General features: G+C 42.6%; 16 protein-coding genes. 4 read left to right on the top strand and 12 right to left on the bottom strand.

All coding sequences use genetic code 11. The annotated features are described in order from the left end of the window. Window positions 1-36: 36 nt before the first annotated feature. Both L2740_RS00305 and bioB read right to left on the bottom strand, forming a co-directional pair. The gene (locus L2740_RS00305) at window positions 37-1,230 is read right to left on the bottom strand and encodes an aminotransferase class I/II-fold pyridoxal phosphate-dependent enzyme (protein WP_248947955.1); all 1,194 of its coding nucleotides are present in this window, start codon (window positions 1,228-1,230) and stop codon (window positions 37-39) included. A gap of 153 nt (window positions 1,231-1,383) precedes the next feature. Continuing rightward, on the bottom strand, window positions 1,384-2,436 hold the full coding sequence (bioB, locus tag L2740_RS00300; protein WP_248471937.1) for a biotin synthase BioB: 1,053 nt from the start codon (window positions 2,434-2,436) through the stop codon (window positions 1,384-1,386). A gap of 326 nt (window positions 2,437-2,762) precedes the next feature. Between bioB and bioA the strand changes: the two genes are divergently transcribed. Beyond that, the gene (gene bioA, locus L2740_RS00295) at window positions 2,763-4,103 is read left to right on the top strand and encodes an adenosylmethionine--8-amino-7-oxononanoate transaminase (RefSeq protein ID WP_248947954.1); all 1,341 of its coding nucleotides are present in this window, start codon (window positions 2,763-2,765) and stop codon (window positions 4,101-4,103) included. A 379-nt stretch (window positions 4,104-4,482) separates the two neighbouring features. Here the strand turns inward: bioA and L2740_RS00290 are convergent, their stop codons facing one another. After that, a complete protein-coding gene (locus L2740_RS00290) occupies window positions 4,483-5,184 on the bottom strand; it encodes a hypothetical protein (protein ID WP_248947953.1) in 702 nt (233 codons plus the stop codon). A gap of 590 nt (window positions 5,185-5,774) precedes the next feature. Here L2740_RS00290 and fusA point away from each other — a divergent pair. Further along, entirely contained in the window at window positions 5,775-7,868 is a 2,094-nt protein-coding gene (gene fusA, locus L2740_RS00285) for an elongation factor G (protein WP_248947952.1), read from the top strand. 363 nt (window positions 7,869-8,231) lie between these two features. On the opposite strand, the gene L2740_RS00280 is transcribed toward fusA, so the two are convergent. Then, window positions 8,232-8,690 (bottom strand): AAA family ATPase, encoded by a 459-nt coding sequence (locus L2740_RS00280; RefSeq protein WP_248947951.1) that lies wholly within the window; start codon window positions 8,688-8,690, stop codon window positions 8,232-8,234. Between the two features lie 70 nt (window positions 8,691-8,760). Continuing rightward, window positions 8,761-9,486 carry a Sir2 family NAD+-dependent deacetylase gene (gene cobB / locus L2740_RS00275; RefSeq protein ID WP_248947950.1) on the bottom strand — a complete coding sequence of 242 codons (726 nt, stop codon included), beginning with the start codon at window positions 9,484-9,486 and terminating at the stop codon, window positions 8,761-8,763. A 268-nt stretch (window positions 9,487-9,754) separates the two neighbouring features. Here cobB and fur point away from each other — a divergent pair, with 268 nt between their 5' ends. Continuing rightward, window positions 9,755-10,186, top strand: coding sequence for a ferric iron uptake transcriptional regulator (gene fur / locus L2740_RS00270; RefSeq protein WP_028766992.1), 432 nt, complete (start codon window positions 9,755-9,757; stop codon window positions 10,184-10,186). Between the two features lie 138 nt (window positions 10,187-10,324). Here fur and L2740_RS00265 read toward each other — a convergent pair whose 3' ends face one another. After that, on the bottom strand, window positions 10,325-10,825 hold the full coding sequence (locus L2740_RS00265) for a GNAT family N-acetyltransferase (protein ID WP_248947949.1): 501 nt from the start codon (window positions 10,823-10,825) through the stop codon (window positions 10,325-10,327). Between the two features lie 151 nt (window positions 10,826-10,976). Here L2740_RS00265 and L2740_RS00260 point away from each other — a divergent pair, with 151 nt between their 5' ends. Further along, complete coding sequence (locus L2740_RS00260) at window positions 10,977-12,629, top strand: FMN-binding glutamate synthase family protein (protein ID WP_248947948.1); 1,653 nt, start codon at window positions 10,977-10,979, stop codon at window positions 12,627-12,629. A 164-nt stretch (window positions 12,630-12,793) separates the two neighbouring features. On the opposite strand, the gene L2740_RS00255 is transcribed toward L2740_RS00260, so the two are convergent. From L2740_RS00255 to sucA, 6 genes are all read right to left on the bottom strand, one after another. After that, window positions 12,794-13,711 carry an AEC family transporter gene (locus L2740_RS00255; RefSeq protein WP_248947947.1) on the bottom strand — a complete coding sequence of 306 codons (918 nt, stop codon included), beginning with the start codon at window positions 13,709-13,711 and terminating at the stop codon, window positions 12,794-12,796. Between the two features lie 300 nt (window positions 13,712-14,011). After that, entirely contained in the window at window positions 14,012-14,320 is a 309-nt protein-coding gene (locus L2740_RS00250; protein ID WP_248947946.1) for a hypothetical protein, read from the bottom strand. A gap of 278 nt (window positions 14,321-14,598) precedes the next feature. Continuing rightward, complete coding sequence (gene sucD / locus L2740_RS00245; protein ID WP_028766997.1) at window positions 14,599-15,471, bottom strand: succinate--CoA ligase subunit alpha; 873 nt, start codon at window positions 15,469-15,471, stop codon at window positions 14,599-14,601. After that, window positions 15,471-16,637 (bottom strand): ADP-forming succinate--CoA ligase subunit beta, encoded by a 1,167-nt coding sequence (sucC, locus tag L2740_RS00240; RefSeq protein ID WP_028766998.1) that lies wholly within the window; start codon window positions 16,635-16,637, stop codon window positions 15,471-15,473. Before sucC ends, sucD begins: the two co-directional genes overlap by 1 nt. A gap of 78 nt (window positions 16,638-16,715) precedes the next feature. Continuing rightward, window positions 16,716-17,912 carry a 2-oxoglutarate dehydrogenase complex dihydrolipoyllysine-residue succinyltransferase gene (gene odhB / locus L2740_RS00235; protein ID WP_248947945.1) on the bottom strand — a complete coding sequence of 399 codons (1,197 nt, stop codon included), beginning with the start codon at window positions 17,910-17,912 and terminating at the stop codon, window positions 16,716-16,718. A gap of 33 nt (window positions 17,913-17,945) precedes the next feature. Continuing rightward, the gene (gene sucA / locus L2740_RS00230) at window positions 17,946-20,765 is read right to left on the bottom strand and encodes a 2-oxoglutarate dehydrogenase E1 component (protein WP_248947944.1); all 2,820 of its coding nucleotides are present in this window, start codon (window positions 20,763-20,765) and stop codon (window positions 17,946-17,948) included. Window positions 20,766-20,822: the final 57 nt, after the last annotated feature.

Raw genomic sequence — 20,822 nt, 5'->3', positions numbered from 1 at the left:
TTGGATCCTAAAAAGTGTCGATCATTCATTTAATGATTAGTCATTATTTAAAATATCAGCTAACACATCAACTAAAGCCGAGATATCTTGCTGACAATGATTAGTGTTTAGTGTCAATCTTAGCCTTGCGCTACCTTGAGCTACAGTTGGCGGTCTAATTGCTCCTAACCAAAACCCGTGTTCTTTAAGGCGCTGAGCAACAGCCATGGTTTTAGCGCTGTCGCCTAAAATAATCGGTTGTATCGCAGTTAACGAATCAGTTAGCTCAATATTGTTGTTCGCGCACTGGGCTCGAAAATAACTGATGTTGTCATTGAGTCTTTGTCTTAATTCTGGTTGTTTCTCTATTACCGTTAGCGCAGTAAAAACAGCTGCTGCACTCGCAGGTGATAACGCCGTTGAATATATATAATGACGTGCATTAGCAACCAGAAAATCAATTAACTCACGACTACCTAAAATCGCAGCCCCTTGTCCACCAAGCGCTTTGCCGAATGTGACTAACTGCGCATCAACTTTCACCTCATCAGCAAGCCTAGTGACGCCAAAACCATCTTCACCAATGACACCAAAGCCATGGGCATCATCGACAATCAACCACGCATTGTTTTGCTGACAAAGCGCAGAAAGTTCAGCTAGCGGCGCTATATCACCATCCATGCTAAATACGCTTTCAGTGATCAGTGCTCTGGGACTAAAACGGTCAAAGTAAGACTTAGCGCTATCAACGTCATTGTGAGTAAAACGTTTTAGTGTCGCGCCACTATCTTGAATACCATCGATGACAGACGCGTGAATAAACTTATCGGCAACTACCACATCATGGGATTCAAACAAGGTTTTCATCATGGCATTGTTAGCGCTAAAACCGGAACAAAATAGTAATGCCGCTTCATGACCTGTGACATCGCAGAGTGCTTTTTCAAGCTTTACATGTGCCTCTGTATAACCAACAACGAGCGGTGAAGCAGTGCTGCCGACACCATAGTCTTTAGCACCTTGATGCAGTGCATCAACGACCTCTGCGGATGTTGATAAACCTAAATAATCATTACTGCTGAAATTAACATAGGGTAATGCATCAACTTCAAAGTAATTTGACTGACTAGGATCCAGTACTAGATTGGTACGTTTTCTCAATAAACCTTGCTCGTTAAGCGCTAAATTTCGATTAACAATACGAGTTGTAAGGGTTTCTAGTAGTTGTGCTTGATTGGAACTTTCTGACATTGATTAGGCTCAATTTAAAAGCGTGTAGTGCTTATACCTCTCTGTAAGTCTCCGAGGTATAAGCGATTGCAATGGTTAGATTTCTACGATTTTAGCTGTTGCTTTAATTACTCTTTATTTGTTTTTGCGCTTATTTATGCCCTTCAAGTGCAACTAGAGCGCAGCAGCATCATAAAACGCTGATTGCTTCTTATCTTGCTGTGCAGCAGCTTTGGCAAGCATCGCTTGATCTTGCTCTTTAGTGGCTGCTACGCCTTGCTCAGGGTGCAAGCCTAACTTTTTAAATAACGCCATATCATCGTTTTCTTCAGGATTTGGTGTCGTTAACAGCTTACAACCGTAGAAAATTGAGTTAGCACCGGCAAAGAAGCACATTGCTTGCAACTCTTCGGTCATATTTTCACGACCTGCAGATAAACGCACCCGAGATTTAGGCATAGTGATACGCGCAACAGCGATTGTGCGCACAAATTCTAATGGATCTAAATCATCAAGCTTTTCAAATGGCGTACCTTCGACTTTTACCAACATATTAATCGGTACCGAATCAGGGTGTTGATCTAGATTGGCAAGCTGTTGAATGAGTCCTGCGCGGTCTGTCGCTTTTTCACCCATACCAACAATACCACCTGAACATACTTTCATACCTGATGCGCGTACATTGCTTAGGGTATCTAAACGGCTCTGATAAGTGCGAGTGGTGATCACATCGCCATAATATTCTGGAGAAGTATCTAAGTTATGGTTGTAATAATCTAAACCAGCCTCTGCCAGTGTATTAGCTTGATCTGCTGACAACATGCCTAAGGTCATACACGTTTCCATGCCTAACGCTTTGACTTCTTCGACCATGGTCTTTAAGTATGGCATGTCGCGCTCTTTAGGGTTGCGCCAAGCAGCGCCCATACAAAAACGTGAAGCACCAGCAGCTTTTGCACTGCGCGCCTCTGTTAATACTGTTTCCATCGCCATTAAGCGCTCTTTCTCAAGACCTGTGTCGTAACGAGCGCTTTGTGGGCAATACTTACAGTCTTCAGGGCAAGCACCGGTTTTAATCGATAACAAACGACTGATCTGAACTTCATTTGGATCAAATTCTTGGCGATGAATACTGTGCGCTTGAAATAAAAGATCGTTCATTGGCAAAGCAAAAAGTGCTTCAATTTCTTGACGTTTCCAATCATTTCTTAGCTGTACTTCAGACATTTGGTTCCCTTTTGCTCACTGATTTCAAATCACAAGACGTTATTATTAATTGTTGTTAACTGGTGAGTTACCGCTATAACTAGACCAATCTTTAATATTGAGGTTATTTACTGCATTCGCTTTATATTGCAAATAACCCCTTAGGTATTCGACTAAGTGACTAATCAATATAAACCTGTACAGGGTAATACACTATTTAATATAAAAAACAAATAACTACAAATAAGTGCCTAGTTAATTACGACTATATTTTTCTTGCTTAGCATACCTGCAGGCCGTAACCTGTCAATGTCATACGAACTAAAAGGTTTACTAACGGTTAATTTATGAGCAAATATAATCAGTCTACGACAAACAGTATTGACCTTCAATTTGATAAAGATCATTTGTGGCATCCTTATACGTCAATGACTAATTCGCTGCCCGCTTACGGTGTGGTGGCAGCTGAAGGTGTTGAATTACAATTGCAAGACGGTAGCAAGTTAATCGATGGTACGAGTTCCTGGTGGGCTTGTATTCATGGTTATAGTCACCCGAAAATTGTTGCGGCCATGCAGCAACAAACGGCGCAATTGAGCCATGTTATGTTTGGCGGAATAACTCATCGACCAGCAGTTGAGCTAGCTCGTTTACTTGTAGAACTAACCAGCCCTAAATTAACCAAGGTCTTTTTAGCCGATTCTGGTTCAATTTCTGTTGAAGTTGCCATGAAAATGGCACTGCAGTATTGGCAAGGTCGAGCTCAGCCAAACAAGCAAAAGATCCTCACAATCAAGAACGGTTACCATGGCGATACTTTTGCTGCCATGAGTGTTTGTGATCCAGAAGGCGGTATGCACACCATGTTTGGCGAACTGGTTACCAAACAGTTGTTTGCCCCCGCGCCGCAATCTCGTTTCGGTGAAGAGTTTGATCCGCAAGAACTGACCGAAATCGCCCAATTATTTGAAGATAGTCATCAACAAATTGCAGCAGTGCTGGTTGAGCCTATCATGCAAGGTGCTGGCGGTATGCGTTTTTACCACCCAGACTACTTAGCTGCACTGCGTAAATTGTGCGACAAATATAATGTGCTACTTATATTAGATGAGATAGCTACCGGGTTTGGCCGCACAGGCAAACTTTTTGCCTATGAACATAGTGCTATTGAAGCTGATATCCTTTGTTTGGGTAAGGCACTAACTGGTGGTTATATTTCTTTAGCCGCTACCCTATGCAGTGACGAAGTCGCACAAGGAGTAAGTGACTCTCCAGCAGGTGTGTTCATGCATGGTCCTACTTTTATGGGGAACCCATTAGCTTGCGCAGCTGCAGTAGCGAGCCTTAAACTCATCAAAGAGAATCATTGGCAACAACAAATCTGTGCCATCGAAGCTCAATTAAAAATGGAGTTAGCAGAAGCAGCCGATTATTCGAATGTTGTAGATGTCAGAGTCTTAGGTGGCGTAGGTGTATTAGAAATGTCTAGTACCCTTAATACCGCCGAGCTTCAGCAGCAATTTGTAGATTTAGGCGTGTGGATTAGACCTTTCTCTAATCTTATCTATATTATGCCGCCTTACTGCATTAGTTCGACGGACTTAAGTAAGCTAACCAAGGCAATGAAAGCGGTTGCAAAACAGTCTAGTTTACCTAATGCCGCTGGCGATTTTATTAGTCACGGTTAGTGACAGCGCTTTGTTTTTTTTTCGGCAATTTAGCCTCAAAAAGTGGCATAAATGTTGTTATGCCACTTCGCTGCATTTAAACGTATATATTGGTGTGATTCGTGTTTTCTTTGCTAGACAACTCTGATGTTTAGCCATTGTTGCTTGTTTATTTAACGGCTTTAATGCTCAGAGTAATAATCAGCAACTCTCTCAATTTGAAGAGCAGAGATTTTAGGAAAGTCCCGTCGCTTTGCATACAGTAAGTAAGCGTCAGTAAAAACCGTGGTATTTGTAAGATGATCAAATTCAGTCATTAGCTGTTTCCCGGTATTATTTTTACTTAAACAACATTGGCTAAAACGTGTAATAACATTCGCAAGACTAAGGCCTTGACTCATTAATTGATAATCAACTTCAACAAAAAACGCCGCACCAGACCAATAAACTCGCTTAAATGCCCTCTCTGCCACATATCATCCGCCACATCAGCAAGTCGACCTGGATGCTTTTTTATTTGATTGGCGCCACGAATGAAACCATCGCGCATACGCTCAATAAACGACTGACGATTAATTATCTGACTATTAAGCATCACCACATATTGCATATAAGTTGCAAAACCCTCTGTAAGCCAAAAGGAGGGATAATCTAAATATGGCAAATATAAATGCGACAACTCATGGTACAAAGTCCAATCTTCTATAAAATCGTCTAAAGTAGCGAAAGCATCAACGGTCAACTTAACTTTAATGGGGTTATCGCGGATCACTTCGGCAAAAGGAACCGGTTCACGAGCATTACGCTGCTGTATCACTTCTATTTCGATACGTTTTTGCGGCAGCGGACCTAACGTCTTGCTCACAGCATCCAGACCATGGTCGACCCATAGCTTCACTTTTACTTTTTCGGCGTCCGGAACACTGATGTCAATAATGTCAATCTCAGCAATGTCAATCTCAGCAGCCATAGACTGAAAAGATAACAAGCCAAATAGTACGCTACAGACTCGCAGCATCATGATACAAGCCCCACGACCAAAGCAATGGGCAAAAAACATAGGTATTGATTTAGCTACAAAACTGCCCTTAGCCCAAGACAAGTGCTCACCCCTCCCAAGGCTAACTAAAGTCTGCATCAACTGCCCTCAACAAGTGTCCTCAATCAAATTCGTTTGCGCGTTATGTCAAACAACGAAGCCTTAAAACCCACTGTATCTATGGGATAATAACGACTCGTTGGCAATAGAAGCATCATTACCAGAGATACGTTGAGGATCAGCAAAACGATTAATACTCATTAAAGGCACCAGTTAAAGTGCCCAATACACACAAGCGTGCTTCGACTTATTCCTGATGACGTCGATAAAGCCATTCTTTCATCAATCATAGCTATGCTTACTTAGGTTTGCTTGTGTCCTTTTGGATTAAATTTGACTAAACTAGCTTCAGCTTCGCGCAATCGTATGCCCATTTATTCTATGTCGATAAAAAATTCAGCGAAAAAAGCCACATGCTAGGTTCCTCAAGCCTTTGCAAACGGATTTTTGAGCTTAGTTTTGGCTATAAAATGTGATTTTTTTATGATATTTCGTTTAATTTAGCCCTGAATGATAAAAATGAATAAAATAAATTGAAAAGTATTGCTATACTTGCGCGGAATTTTAGAACGTAACTCCAATAGAGTAGAAAAATGACTGATTTATCAAAGTACAGAAACATTGGTATCTTTGCTCACGTTGACGCGGGTAAGACTACTACAACTGAGCGTATCCTAAAGCTAACCGGTAAGATCCATAAGTCTGGTGAAACTCATGACGGCGAATCTACAACTGACTTCATGGAACAGGAAGCTGAGCGTGGTATTACCATTCAGTCTGCTGCTGTTAGTTGTTTTTGGAACGATCACCGTTTCAACGTTATTGACACCCCTGGCCACGTTGACTTTACAGTAGAAGTTTACCGTTCTCTTAAAGTTCTTGACGGTGGTATCGGTGTATTCTGTGGTTCTGGTGGTGTTGAACCACAATCAGAAACTAACTGGCGCTATGCTAACGATTCTCGCGTTGCTCGTATCATCTTCGTAAACAAGTTAGACCGTATGGGTGCTGACTTCCTACGTGTTGTTAAGCAAACTAAAGACGTTCTAGCTGCTAACGCACTAGTAATGGTTCTACCAATCGGTATCGAAGACGAATTTACTGGTGTTGTAGATCTTCTTACTCGTAAAGCATGGGTATGGGACGAGACTGGCGAAGCGGAAAACTACCGCATCGAAGACATTCCAGCTGACATGGTTGACCAAGTTGAAGAATACCGTGAAATGCTAATCGAAACTGCTCTTGAGCAAGACGATGATCTATTAGAAGCATACATGGAAGGCGAAGAGCCATCTATCGAAGACGTTAAGCGTTGTATCCGTAAGGGTACTCGTACTATGGCTGTTTTCCCAACATACTGTGGTTCTGCATTCAAGAACAAAGGTATGCAGCTTCTTCTTGACGCAGTTGTTGATTACCTACCAGATCCAGTAGAAGTTGATCCACAGCCTCTAACTGACGAAGAAGGTAACGAAACTGGTGAGCACGCTCTAGTATCTATTGACGAGCCACTAAAAGCACTAGCATTCAAGATTATGGATGACCGTTTCGGTGCACTAACATTCGTACGTATCTACTCAGGTCAGCTACGTAAAGGCGACACGATTCTTAACAGTGCAACTGGTAAGACTGAACGTATCGGCCGTATGTGTGAAATGCAAGCTGATGAGCGTAACGAACTTGATTACGCACAAGCTGGTGACATCATCGCGATCGTTGGTATGAAGAACGTACAAACTGGTCACACTTTATGTGATGTTAAGCACCCTTGTACTCTTGAAGCAATGGTATTCCCAGAGCCAGTAATCTCTATCGCTGTAGCACCAAAAGATAAAGGTGGTTCAGAGAAGATGGGTATCGCTATCGGTAAGATGATCGCAGAAGATCCATCATTCCGCGTAGAAACTGACGAAGACTCAGGCGAAACTATCCTTAAAGGTATGGGTGAGCTTCACCTAGACATTAAGGTAGATATCCTTAAGCGTACTTACGGCGTTGAGCTAATTGTAGGTGAGCCACAAGTTGCTTACCGTGAAACTATCACTCGCGAAATCGCTGATAGCTACACTCACAAGAAGCAGTCTGGTGGTTCTGGTCAGTTCGGTAAGATCGACTACGTTATCCGTCCAGGCGAAGCTAACACTGGCTTCACGTTCAAGTCTTCAGTAGTTGGTGGTAACGTTCCTAAGGAATTCTGGCCAGCAGTTGAGAAAGGCTTCGAAAGCATGATGAAGACTGGTACTGTTGCAGGCTTCCCAGTGCTAGACGTTGAACTAGAACTAACTGACGGTGCTTTCCACGCAGTTGACTCGTCAGCTATCGCGTTCGAAATCGCTGCTAAAGGCGCATTCCGTCAATCTATGCCAAAAGCTGGTGCAGAACTTCTTGAGCCTATCATGAACGTTGACGTATTCAGCCCAGATGACAACGTTGGTGACGTAATTGGTGACCTTAACCGTCGTCGTGGTATGATCAAAGACCAAAACGCTGGTGTTACTGGTGTTCGTATTAAGGCTGACGTACCGCTTTCAGAAATGTTCGGTTACATCGGTTCACTACGTACTATGACTTCTGGTCGTGGCCAATTCTCTATGGAATTCGCTCACTACGCACAGTGTCCAAACAGCGTTTCTGAGAAAGTTATCGCTCAAGTTAAAGAAAGAAAAGCTGCTGAAGCTAAGAAGTAACTATTAATTTAGTTATTACTCTTTAGAGTTTTAATCTTTAACAAAAAGCCTGTAGATGAAAATCTACAGGCTTTTTTATTATCTTAATTCCCTAGTGTTCTAATTGGATCATTAGCCGAGCATAAGAAACTGTTCCTACACAGTTATCATTCAGGTAAAGAATAATGATTAGCGACCTGTCGTTATTTGTGCAATAAAGTCATAAATGACAAAAGAAGCGAGAAAGTCGAGATAGGAAAGAGATGTGAATAAACCAATAAATGCAGTGCTAATTAATATAAAAGCAAATCCAGCAAGCATATTAGCTTTCGAAAATAGCCACTAATAGCACTTGCTGACTCTGGAAAAATAACTTAAAAAACATCAAATAACTTCAAATGCTCTTGCCATGCTAGTGATACTGCTCAACGGAACTCTATGCTTGTTTCGGTCGGCACATAACAGTTGATGCTCTTTATTTTTCGGTTCGCCTACTTGCTGAATTTGAATTTGATACCCTTCCGCTTTCGCCGCTTTGCAGTAACCGTCAAACTCCCACTGTGCCATATTAGTGTTATCGCAAATGACCACAGGGACTTTATTGGCAATAGCATGTATGAAGCGGGTCAAGTTGAGTTGGTGGTATTTAGACAACTCCTTAGGATTAAACTTGTATTGTCCTTCTTGATAAAAAAACTCATCAGTTGAACAAACTTTCACTTGCTCATCACTTTGTGATTTTGGTAGCCCCTTAATATACTCTTCAACCCAGTAGCTTTTTCCACTACCAGGTAAGCCGCGCATAATAATTGCTAAACCTTGGTAATTAGTTTGTCTTGTCATTCGTTTTAGCCCCAAAAGTTTTGCTGTATACATAATCACAGCCAATCACTAATTCTAAATATGATTAATTCTAAATATCATTACTGACAATTTTACCATTAAGAATATCATCAACGAGTTTAGGAACTAACTCACTCGCCTTGCCCTCAAGATGATATTGAAACTGACTATGGCGGTCGGCAGCAACTAAGTTAACCTCAACGGTTTGCGCACCATGATGATTAGCGGTATCAACAAAACCCGCAGCAGGATAAACAGTACCCGATGTACCAATTGCGATAAATAGGTCACAGGTATCAAGCGCGTGCTGGATTCTATCTAAGCCAAACGGCATTTCGCCAAACCATACCACATGCGGACGCAAACGTTGTGCCGGAATACAACAAGTACAAGTATGCTCAGGTCCAAAAGGTTCCCTAAGTAAAAACGTTTGTTGTGAGCGTGGGCATCGGCCCTTAGAAAGCTCTCCATGCATGTGCAAAAGGCGTCTAGAACCTGCTCTTTCATGCAAGTCATCGATGTTTTGAGTAACGACTAACAATTCACCTTGAAACTCTTGCTCTAATTTAGCAAGCGCAATATGTCCCGCATTAGGCTCAATTGAGCCATTGTGAAACTGCTGCCACCTGTCGTTATAAAATCCCTCCACCAACTCAGGGTTATTTGCATAACCTTCTGGCGTAGCCACTTCCTCAATTTTGTGCTCTTCCCATAAACCATCTTGATCTCTAAAGGTGCGTAATCCAGATTCGGCTGAGATCCCTGCTCCGGTCAATACTACAATCTGCTGGTACATCTACAGTCCTTTTTATTGGTCTTTGTTGCCATTTTGCCTTTTTGTAGTCTTACATGACATTAGGCGTTAGTATAAATGGGTAATAACAATACAAAATGTATGCTTAAATTGCTTGTTTTATATCTAGTTAATAGCTTTTATTTGGTAAAGACGCTTTATTGCTAGATCAAAGGTTTAAGTTTTCATTTTGTACACATATAATGGATTGAATACCCACAAATGAACTGATTAACTTATGGCTAATCGTTCTGCAATCAAGAGACCAATAATGACAGATGGAAATCAAGCGCTAAAGAAAGCGGGTTTGAAAGTGACCTTACCACGAGTCAAAATTTTAGAATTGATGCAAGCGCCAGAGAATCAACATATTAGTGCCGAGGACCTCTATAAGAAGTTACTCGACATGGGTGAAGAGATAGGTCTTGCTACTGTTTATCGTGTTCTAAACCAATTTGATGATGCTGGTATCGTGACTCGTCACCACTTTGAAAGCGGCAAAGCTGTTTTCGAACTTTCATCTCAGCATCACCATGACCATTTGGTATGTCTTTCATGCGGTAAAGTTATTGAATTTTCTGACGAAGTGATTGAGCGTCGTCAAGATGAAATCGCCATGAAACATAATATCAAGCTGACCAACCATAGCTTGTACTTATATGGTGTGTGCACTAACGATGAATGTGACCACGGCGACGCGTAAAGCTACGCTCAAGTAATAAAAAAACCAGCTGTTAGCTGGTTTTTTTATTACTTTAAAATATGAAGATGCAATCATAGTTTTAATTAATGTCCTTTAATTCAAGGCCATTAATAAGCTCACCTAATTAAAAACCCTTTATCAAAGCACTTTGTGAAAAACATTGACCTTGTGGCCCATAAATTTATCGCGATTACGCTCTTTCATACCGACTTTTCTGGCAACACCTTCAGAGCCTTTATTGCCAAGTAAAATCAGTGCTATTGCTTCATGGATGTCATAATTTTTAAAGCATTCTAATGCTGCAGCACCTGCTTCATAACCTATGCCCTGCCCCCAATATTGCGGTAAATAGCGATAGCCAAGCTCAACCTCATTAAACTCGGTAATAAATGTTGGCCCACAAAAACCGATCACCTTACCATCAGCTTTATGTTCTACCGCCCAACGACCATAGCCGCGATCTCGATAACTGGTGGAAATGACATTTTCAAAAATTTGCTCTGCCTGAGACAACGACGTCATCGGCTCTCCAGGAATATAAGTCAGTACCTCGGGAATACTGTTAAGCAAAAAGATAGCCTTAGTATCTCTTGCTTCAAAATGTCTCAGGATCAGCCTGTCTGTCTCGGTGATAATCACAATAACCTCCTTTTATTCCCTTTACGGGTTATCCACCTAATATACTCATATTTTGTTTAGTTTAGAAAGTATTAAAACATGTTTGCTTAAACGGGCTTAATCGCGTTCAATAAAGCGATACCAATTATAGTCAGCTACAAAGGAATGCTTTATGACAATAATGCAAAAGGTCTATTGGGTCATTGCGACCTTAGGAAATTTGCTTGCCATTAACTATATGCTCAATGCATCAGGTTTATTTGCAAGCTTACTCCTTGTGTGTTCACTCATTTATACTGTCGTAGGCTATTACGATATCCATCATAGCCCGCACACACTCAATCGCCTTTACCCTGTTGTCGCCTATTTACGCTACTTTCTAGAGTCTTACAGAGTTGAGATCCAGCAATACTTTATTGCCAACGATACAGAAGAAACCCCTTTCAATCGCGAACAACGCTCATTAGTTTATCAACGTTCTAAAAACGTTAGAGATACTATTGCCTTTGGAACCCAAAGAAACTTACTAGAAGATAACTACCTCAGCCTGTGGCAATCACTTCATCCTAAAGCTGTCAACGATACCGCAAAGCGAGTCAAGATTGGTGGTCCTGATTGTAAGCAACCCTATCAAGCCTGTTACTTCAATATATCAGCGATGAGTTTTGGCTCGCTCAGTGCTAATGCTATTGAATCACTGAATTTAGGCGCACTGAAAGCGGGCTGCTATCACAACACCGGCGAAGGCGGAGTAAGCCCCTATCATTTAAAGCACCAAGGTGACATCGTATGGCAGATAGGCTCAGGTTTATTTGGTTGTCGGGATGATGCAGGTAACTTTAATCCTGAGAGTTTTAAAGCCATGGCGACACGGCCACAAATCAAAATGATTGAAATCAAGCTCTCCCAAGGTGCAAAACCAGGACATGGTGGCGTATTGCCAGCAGCCAAAATTACTGATGAAATCGCCGCGATTCGCCATATTCCTAAAGACAGAGACTGTGTCTCACCAGCTGTTAATCCTGAATGTACCACACCAAAAGACCTACTCAACTTTGTCGCTCGTCTTAGAGAACTCAGTAACGGCAAGCCCGTTGGTTTTAAGTTATGTCTCGGTAATCCAGTCGAATTTTTAGGTTTATGCAAAGCCATGATAGAAACAGGCATTACACCCGACTTTATCACTGTAGATGGCGCAGAGGGCGGCACTGGTGCTGCACCGGTAGAGTTTACTAATCGCTTAGGCATGATGTGTTTAGAAGGCGTATATTTTGTGCATAACGCGCTAACAGGGGCAGGCCTTCGCGATAAGATAAAAATAATCGCTTCAGGTAAAACCGCGTCAAGTTTTGATCTACTCGCAAAAATCGCGATGGGTGCAGATACCGTCAATGCTGCCCGTACCATGATGCTATCTCTAGGCTGTATTCAATCGCGCCACTGTAATACTAATCTTTGCCCTACAGGCATAGCGACTCAAGATCCCGCTCGCAGCAAAGCTATTAATGTTATCGCTAAAAGTGAACGGGTTAAAAATTATCATCAAAATACCTTAAAAAGCTTTTTTGAATTAGTTGGCAGTATGGGCCTAGACTCACCTGAAAAGCTGCAACCACATATGCTGAAACGTCGTACGCCTTACGGTCTACTCATGTCTGTTGGCAGTCTAATTGAACCATTACAGAGTAATGATCTCGTTAATGGCAAGTCGTTAGCAGGGCCTTGGAATGAATGGTGGAATATGGCACAAGCCGAAGACTTTTATTCGGAAGATGTTTATATATTATCGCCGGCGGAACTCTCAAGACCTCGTAAACAAGGCTAAATATACCTCTTAGTCCTGAGTCTTAAACTAGCTTTAGAGTACATTTTGAGCACGGCAACAACTTAATTGTGCTCTAACGCTATCGTTCCCCTAAGTGCTATTCTGCATAAACCGACTAAACTCCTACATACCGCCTACGAATAGGTCCACCCGTTGACAACATTCTAAAGCAATACAGCAAGCCATATACTCATCGTAATCACTGAAAGTACTGTCGATAACACAACTGTACTGGCAACAACAGACTCAAGTGCCTTAACCTGCATAGCTATCAGATAAGCATTGACTCCTAACGGTGACGCACTTAATAACACTAAAACAGAGAGCTCAACGGCTGTGATATCGAAAAGGTAGTGGCCGGTAAGGTAAACGCACAAGGGTAGTAAAACCAGTTTGATCAACGCCGCGGTTAAGGCAAGTTGCCAATCTTTAGCTACTTTATAAAAACTGAGGTTCGCTCCAAGTACAAATAGCGCGCAGGCCAAAGCAGGTTGGCTAAGTAAAGTTAACCCGTTGAAAAAGTTTTTTTCTAAAGATACCTCTAATAAATTCAGTAATAATCCTGCCGAAATACTCAAAACGATAGGATTAAAAATAATGCCTTTTATAAAGAGTTTTAGCTCTGAGCGACTCGACTGCTTAGCGCTGATTAAAAACGTCAGCGAAAACAGCATTGCACTATGAAAAGTAATAATCGCAAAAACATTACCCATTACCTGCTCACCAAGCGCACCTACAATTAACGGCAATCCGACTAAAATGGTATTCGAATAACTGCACGACAAGCCATATACGGCGCAACTCGCAGCTAATGCTCTGCCTGTTAACCAATAGTACAAAGCCGTTCCAACGGCAAAAATCATCAATACTGGTAAGTAAAATGCGAGAAAGTGATCAACCACGAAGCTCTTGGCCAGATCTGCTTTATACATGTTAAGGAACAAAAAAGCCGGAATAGATAAGTAGAAAGTAAACAGGCTGATGCCGCTGATCTGTGCTTTGTTAAAAGGGCCTTTAGCAGTGAGAAAGTAACCTAAACTGGCCATAAATATAAGCGGGAAAATAATGGAAAGCGTAGACATAGCGATAAACCTTCAAGCTTTCAATTAAAGCAATGATTTCTAAAAAATTAGCTCGAAGATGATAACAGATTCGATAATCGGATTGTTAGCTTGATCACATCGATTGATATGAAGGTTTTGAAATTGGAACTAAAATGCTGAAGCCTGTGGGTTTTAAAAAGCAGTATAACTGTTTTAAATTCAAGCTACTCACCTCTATGAAGCGAGCCAATATAACAGCTAACAACGAACATATAGACTTGAAACAACTTACATCTGGTTAATTAATAAAAGCGATAACAGTTTTAGGTTCTCAGCTAACTATTTGCTAGAGATGTTTAGCGGGATAATATTACAGAATATCTCCTTTTCAAACTGTTGTTCTAAACGATCTCGCCAACACTGTTTGTTAATCGGCACTAAGTAGAAATGCTCACGAGATGTGTCAGTGACGAACGCCAGGTTATGGCGCATCAGCTCAAAATGAATATCGTTTACAAACTCAGAAGAAAAGTTCTGACGTCCTGTTAACTGGTTAATATCTTTACGCGTAAGTGCGACACCTTCATTCATATCGCCAAATCTTAATCTTAACCAATCTGAAAACTCTTTCGCGCTAACCATCGACATAAAAACTACCTACAAGTTCCCTATAGATAAATTAGGTATAACAGATTGTTAAAACTACGCCATTATTTGGCTTAAATTAGGTGTATTTATCGCCATTCGTTCTAGTTAGCAGAGTAAGTGTGAAATTAAACTCTAAAAATAACCAGCAAACCCTCGATGTTTACGCTCTAAATTAGTATAAAGATTGGCTCGCTGAGCGAACAAATCTTTATGTAATCATCGCTTTCAAAAAACCAATAAAAAAGGCGCCATTGGCGCCTTTTAACGAGGTTAATTAATTACCAACCTGTTTTTGTACGTAGAGCACTACCGATATCTGCAAGTGAACGTACAGTAGTTACGCCTGCCGCTTCAAGAGCCGCAAACTTATCTTCTGCAGTACCCTTACCACCAGCGATAATCGCGCCAGCATGGCCCATACGCTTGCCTTCAGGTGCAGTAACACCAGCAATGTATGAAACTACAGGCTTAGTTACGTTCGCTTTGATGTATTCAGCAGCTTCTTCTTCCGCAGTGCCACCAATTTCACCAATCATTACGATTGCTTCTGTTAGTGGATCGTTTTGGAACATTTCCAATACGTCGATGAAGTTAGTACCAGGGATAGGATCACCACCAATACCTACACAAGTAGACTGGCCAAAACCTTCGTCAGTTGTTTGCTTAACCGCTTCGTAGGTTAATGTACCAGAGCGCGAAACAATACCCACTTTACCAGGCTTATGAATGTGACCAGGCATGATACCAATCTTACACTCGCCAGGAGTGATAACACCTGGGCAGTTCGGACCAATCATGCGAACGCCAGTTTCTTCAAGTTTAACTTTAACTTGAAGCATATCTAGCGTTGGGATCCCTTCAGTAATACAAACGATTAGCTCAATACCGCCGTCGATTGCTTCTAGAATTGCATCTTTACAGAAAGGTGCCGGTACGTAGATAACTGAAGCTGTAGCGCCAGTCACTTCTACCGCATCTTTAACAGTGTTAAACACTGGCAATCCAAGGTGAGTTTGACCACCTTTTCCTGGAGATACACCACCAACCATCTGAGTACCGTAAGCAATAGCTTGCTCAGAGTGGAATGTACCTTGACCGCCGGTGAAACCTTGACAGATAACTTTAGTATCTTTGTTAATTAATACAGACATTATTTGCCCTCCGCAGCAGCTACAACTTTAACAGCAGCGTCTGTTAGTGACTCTGCAGCAATAATGTCAAGACCTGAGCTTGCTAATACATCGCGACCTAGGTCAGCGTTAGTACCTTCAAGACGCACAACTACAGGCACTTCAACACCCACTTCTTTAACTGCGCCAATGATGCCTTCAGCAATCATGTCACAACGTACGATACCACCAAAGATGTTCACAAGAACCGCTTTAACGTTATCGTCAGATAGGATGATCTTAAATGCTTCAGCAACACGCTCTTTAGTCGCTCCGCCGCCTACATCCAAGAAGTTCGCAGGCTTGCCACCGTGTAGGTTTACGATATCCATCGTACCCATCGCTAGGCCAGCACCGTTAACCATGCAGCCAACGTTTCCGTCTAATGCAACATAGTTAAGCTCGAACTTAGCCGCATGCGCTTCACGGGCATCATCTTGTGATGGATCATGCATTTCGCGGATTTTGGGTTGACGGAATAAAGCGTTACCATCGATACCAATCTTACCATCAAGACAGTGAATGTTGCCTTCATCAGTGATAACAAGTGGGTTGATTTCAAGTAGTGCGAAATCGTGATCTTCAAACATTTTCGCTAAGCCCATAAAGACTTTAGTGAACTGCTTCATTTGAGTTGGGTTTAAACCTAACTTAAAGCCAAGATCACGAGCCTGGTATGGCTGTGGACCTGTTAGTGGGTCGATAATCGCTTTGTGGATTAGCTCTGGCGTTTCTTCAGCCACAGTTTCAATTTCCACACCACCTTCAGTAGATGCCATAAACACAACGCGACGTGTCGCACGGTCTACAACTGCGCCTAGGTACAATTCATTTGCAATGTCAGTGCAGCTTTCTACTAAGATTTTAGCAACTGGCTGACCTTTCTCGTCAGTTTGGTAAGTCACAAGGTTCTTACCTAACCAATGTTCAGCGAATGCGCGGATCTCTTCTTTATCTCCAGTGACTTTAACGCCACCTGCTTTACCACGGCCGCCAGCGTGTACTTGACACTTAACAACCCACATATCACCGCCAATATGGCCCGCTGCTTCTACTGCTTCTTGGGCAGTATCACATGCAAAACCTTCTGACACTGGTAAACCATATTCGGCAAATAGAGATTTTGCCTGATATTCATGCAAATTCATGATGATCTATCCATTATACTTCTTGTGTATTTCAACAGGCCCAAATGGGCCTGCACGAGGGTATTGTTTGTTCTTGGCCTATAGGTCAAGTAACAAACGAGTTGGATCTTCTAGGAAGTCTTTAATAGCCACCAAGTAACCAACTGATTCACGACCATCTACAATACGGTGATCGTAAGAAAGCGCTAGGTACATCATAGGCAGGATTTCAACCTGACCATTTACTGCCATAGGGCGATCTTTAATGGCATGCATGCCTAAGATTGCGCTCTGTGGCAAATTCAAAATTGGCGTCGACATTAGCGAGCCAAACACACCACCGTTAGTCACGGTGAAGTTACCGCCAGTCATATCATCAACGGTAAGCTTGCCATCACGACCTTTAATCGCAAGTTCACGAACGTTGCGTTCGATGTCAGCAAGGCTCATCTTGTCAGTATCACGAAGCACAGGTGTCACAAGACCACGAGGAGTCGATACCGCAATGCTCACATCAAAATAGTTATGGTAAACAATATCGTCACCATCAATTGACGCGTTAACTTCAGGGAAACGCTTCAATGCTTCAGTTACCGCTTTCACATAGAAAGACATGAAACCTAAGCGAATGCCGTGGCGCTTTTCGAAAATCTCTTGATATTGCTTACGAATATCCATAATAGGCTTCATGTTAACTTCGTTAAACGTAGTTAGCATGGCCGTTGAGTTTTTCGCTTCAAGTAGACGGTTAGCAATTGTCTTGCGTAGACGTGTCATAGGTACACGCTTTTCGCTACGCTCTGCAAGTGGTGCAACCGCTGCTGGAGTCGCAGCCGCAGGCGCTGATGCTGCTGGCTTGTTTTTCACAAACGCTTCAACATCTTCTTTAGTAATTCGTCCGCCAACACCTGTACCTTTAACAGCACTTGCATCAACATTATGCTCAGCTATCAAACGACGTACTGATGGGCTTAGTGCATCATTAGACTCATCTGCTGCTTCGGCAACTGGCGCTGAAGCTTCTGCTTGCGCTTTAGTCACTTCTTGACCAGCTACTGCGCCCGCAACAAAACTTGCGATAACCGCTTCACCAAGAACAGTGTCACCTTCTTCCGCTAGAAATTCAGAAATTTGACCATCTTCTGGTGCAACAACTTCTAAAACCACTTTATCAGTTTCAATATCAACAAGGATTTGATCACGAGAAACTTGCTCGCCAGCTTGAACATGCCAAGTCGCAATAGTTGCATCAGCAACAGATTCTGGCAGTACGGGTACCTTAATTTCGATACTCATGGATTACGATCCTTCTTATATAATGTTCTATTACTACAGCTTTAATGCACTGTTGATTAATGATTCTTGTTGCTGAGCGTGCAATGCAGGGTAACCGCATGCTGGCGCAGCTGAGGCTTCACGACCGGCATAACTCAATTGAGCTCCTGCAGGAATGACGCTCCAGAAATGGTGTTGACTACAATACCAAGCACCTTGGTTTTGTGGCTCTTCTTGACACCAAACGAAATCTTTAACATGGCTATATTCAGCAAGCGCTGCTGCTGCTTCTTCGTGTGGGAACGGATAAAGCTGCTCTACACGGATCAGAGCCACATTTTCTAAGCCTTCTTTACGGCGGCGCTCTAGGAGCTCAAAGTAAACCTTTCCGCTACAAAATACGACTCTATCGACTTTACTTGCATTTAATTCATCAATTTCGCCGATAATGTTCTGGAATGAACCTTCTGCAAGTTCTTCCATACTAGAAACGGCTAATGGATGACGCAGCAATGACTTAGGTGACATAACCACCAAAGGACGACGCATAGGGCGTACCACCTGACGGCGTAGCATGTGATAAACCTGAGCAGGCGTTGACGGTACGCACACTTGCATATTGTGGTTGGCACAAAGCTGTAAGAATCGTTCTAAACGAGCACTTGAATGTTCTGGACCTTGGCCTTCATAACCGTGTGGTAGCAGCATAGTTAGACCACATAAACGGCCCCACTTCTGCTCGCCAGATGATAAGAACTGATCGATAACCACTTGTGCACAGTTAGCAAAGTCACCAAACTGGGCTTCCCACAAAGTAAGTCCTACAGGTTCAGCGGTTGCGTAACCATATTCAAACGCCAATACTGATGCTTCAGATAACACTGAGTCAGTAATATCGATTGGCCCTTGCTCATCAGCAATATTACGCAGTGGCATATACGCAGTGGCATCATTTTGATTATGCAGCACCGCGTGACGATGGAAGAAAGTACCACGACCAGAGTCTTGACCGGTAATGCGAATGCGCTTGTTATCTTCAAGAATAGACGCATAGGCTAAGGTTTCAGCAAAGCCCCAATCAAGCAGCTTCTCACCAGAGGCCATGGCTAAACGATCTTTGTAGATCTTAGCCACGCGTGACTGCAGTTTATGGCTTTCTGGCACATAACTGATTTTGTCAGCTAGGTTTTTAATGCGATCAATCGACATCTGAGCATCGTAAGCATCATCCCACTCAGCACCAATGTATGGACTCCAATCAACTGAGTGCAGCGTCATAGGGCGCCACTCTTTAACCACACAATCACCACCATCTAATGCGTCACGATAATCGTTAACCATAGAGGTCACGTCATCGCTCCCTAAAGTGCTTTCAGCAATTAGACGATCTGCATAGATCTTTCTTGGTGTTGGGTGCTTTTTGATTTTTGCGTACATCAAAGGCTGTGTAGCGCTTGGCTCATCCGCTTCGTTATGGCCATGGCGGCGATAACAAACTAAATCAATCACCACATCGCGCTTAAACTCGTTACGGTAATCAACTGCAAGCTGTGACACAAAGGCTACCGCTTCTGGATCATCGGCATTAACGTGGAAAATTGGTGCCTGTACCATTTTCGCGATATCAGTACAGTACTCAGTCGAGCGCACATCTTCAGTTAAGTTAGTGGTAAAACCAACTTGGTTGTTGACTACGATGCGGATACTACCGCCAACCTTAAAGCCACGTGTCTGTGACATGTTAAAGGTTTCTTGTACAATGCCCTGACCGGTAATTGCCGAGTCACCGTGAATGGTAATTGGCATCACTTGTTGGCCAGTCTTACAACCGCGGCGATCTAGTCGTGCGCGTACAGAACCAATAACCACGGGATTAACAATCTCAAGGTGAGATGGGTTAAAGGCAAGCGCTAAGTGGACATTACCACCTGGGGTTTCAAAATCTGAAGAGAAACCTTGGTGATATTTAACATCACCACTACCGTTTAATTCACTGTGCTTACCGGCAAATTCATCAAATAGCTCTGATGGCTTTTTACCTAGAATGTTAACCAGTACGTTCAAACGGCCACGGTGAGCCATACCAATAACCACTTCTTTGGTACCAGCATCACCTGCGCGATAGATGATTTCACGCATCATAGGTACTAGCGCATCACCGCCTTCTAGTGAAAAGCGTTTTGCTCCTGGGAACTTAGCGCCTAGGTATTTTTCCATACCTTCTGCAGCGTTAAGACCTTCTAGAATTCGAGTTTTATCTGCTTTTGAGTAATTTGCTGCACCAAGAGAAGGTTCAAGACGTTGCTGGATCCAACGCTTCTCATCAGTGTCGGTAATATGCATATACTCAGCACCAATAGAGCCACAATAAGTCGCTTTAAGTGCTTTAACTAAGTCCACCAGCTTCATGGTTTCGCCACCATGTGCAAATGAACCAGTGTTAAATTGACGCTGCATATCATCGGCATCTAGGCCGTGAAATGCTGGGTCTAACTCAGACACCTTGTCACGCTTCCAAATATCAAGCGGATCTAAATTAGCGTTCTGATGACCACGGAAACGGTGCGCGTTAATTAACTGTAGGACTTTAACTTGTTTTGCATCGACTTCATGGTCGGTCACCTTAGGTGAGCCTTTTTGACGTCCTTCTAATGCAAGACTACGGAAATAGTCGCGTACTTTAGAGTGGGCAGCTTCTGGTATATCTTTCGATGTACCGTTAACTAGAGGGAGGTTATCAAACACGACACGCCAGTCTTCAGTTACCGACTGTGGATCGACTTGATAGGCTTCATACATCTCTTCTACATAGGTCGAATTCGCGCCATTAAGGTGTGACGATTCGAGCCAGGCTTTCATGATGCCTTGGTGCATTTCTATTCCTTTCAAACTGTATACACGTGCTTAGCCAAAGTCATAAATACAGAACTA

Source organism: Shewanella pneumatophori (assembly GCF_023283895.1).
GTDB lineage: Bacteria > Pseudomonadota > Gammaproteobacteria > Enterobacterales > Shewanellaceae > Shewanella > Shewanella pneumatophori.
Note: the sequence above shows the minus strand (reverse complement) of the source record. Positions and strands in the feature narration are given on the sequence as shown.

What these genes read in the sequence shown, in the direction of transcription:
- fur (WP_028766992.1), top strand. Translation starts at nt 9,755, where the DNA reads ATGACAGATGGAAATCAAGCGCTAAAGAAAGCGGGTTTGAAAGTGACC.
- sucD (WP_028766997.1), bottom strand. Translation starts at nt 15,471, where the DNA reads ATGTCTGTATTAATTAACAAAGATACTAAAGTTATCTGTCAAGGTTTC.
- fusA (WP_248947952.1), top strand. Translation starts at nt 5,775, where the DNA reads ATGACTGATTTATCAAAGTACAGAAACATTGGTATCTTTGCTCACGTT.
- L2740_RS00305 (WP_248947955.1), bottom strand. Translation starts at nt 1,230, where the DNA reads ATGTCAGAAAGTTCCAATCAAGCACAACTACTAGAAACCCTTACAACT.
- odhB (WP_248947945.1), bottom strand. Translation starts at nt 17,912, where the DNA reads ATGAGTATCGAAATTAAGGTACCCGTACTGCCAGAATCTGTTGCTGAT.
- sucA (WP_248947944.1), bottom strand. Translation starts at nt 20,765, where the DNA reads ATGCACCAAGGCATCATGAAAGCCTGGCTCGAATCGTCACACCTTAAT.
- bioB (WP_248471937.1), bottom strand. Translation starts at nt 2,436, where the DNA reads ATGTCTGAAGTACAGCTAAGAAATGATTGGAAACGTCAAGAAATTGAA.
- L2740_RS00280 (WP_248947951.1), bottom strand. Translation starts at nt 8,690, where the DNA reads ATGACAAGACAAACTAATTACCAAGGTTTAGCAATTATTATGCGCGGC.
- sucC (WP_028766998.1), bottom strand. Translation starts at nt 16,637, where the DNA reads ATGAATTTGCATGAATATCAGGCAAAATCTCTATTTGCCGAATATGGT.
- L2740_RS00255 (WP_248947947.1), bottom strand. Translation starts at nt 13,711, where the DNA reads ATGTCTACGCTTTCCATTATTTTCCCGCTTATATTTATGGCCAGTTTA.
- L2740_RS00260 (WP_248947948.1), top strand. Translation starts at nt 10,977, where the DNA reads ATGACAATAATGCAAAAGGTCTATTGGGTCATTGCGACCTTAGGAAAT.
- L2740_RS00250 (WP_248947946.1), bottom strand. Translation starts at nt 14,320, where the DNA reads ATGTCGATGGTTAGCGCGAAAGAGTTTTCAGATTGGTTAAGATTAAGA.
- bioA (WP_248947954.1), top strand. Translation starts at nt 2,763, where the DNA reads ATGAGCAAATATAATCAGTCTACGACAAACAGTATTGACCTTCAATTT.
- cobB (WP_248947950.1), bottom strand. Translation starts at nt 9,486, where the DNA reads ATGTACCAGCAGATTGTAGTATTGACCGGAGCAGGGATCTCAGCCGAA.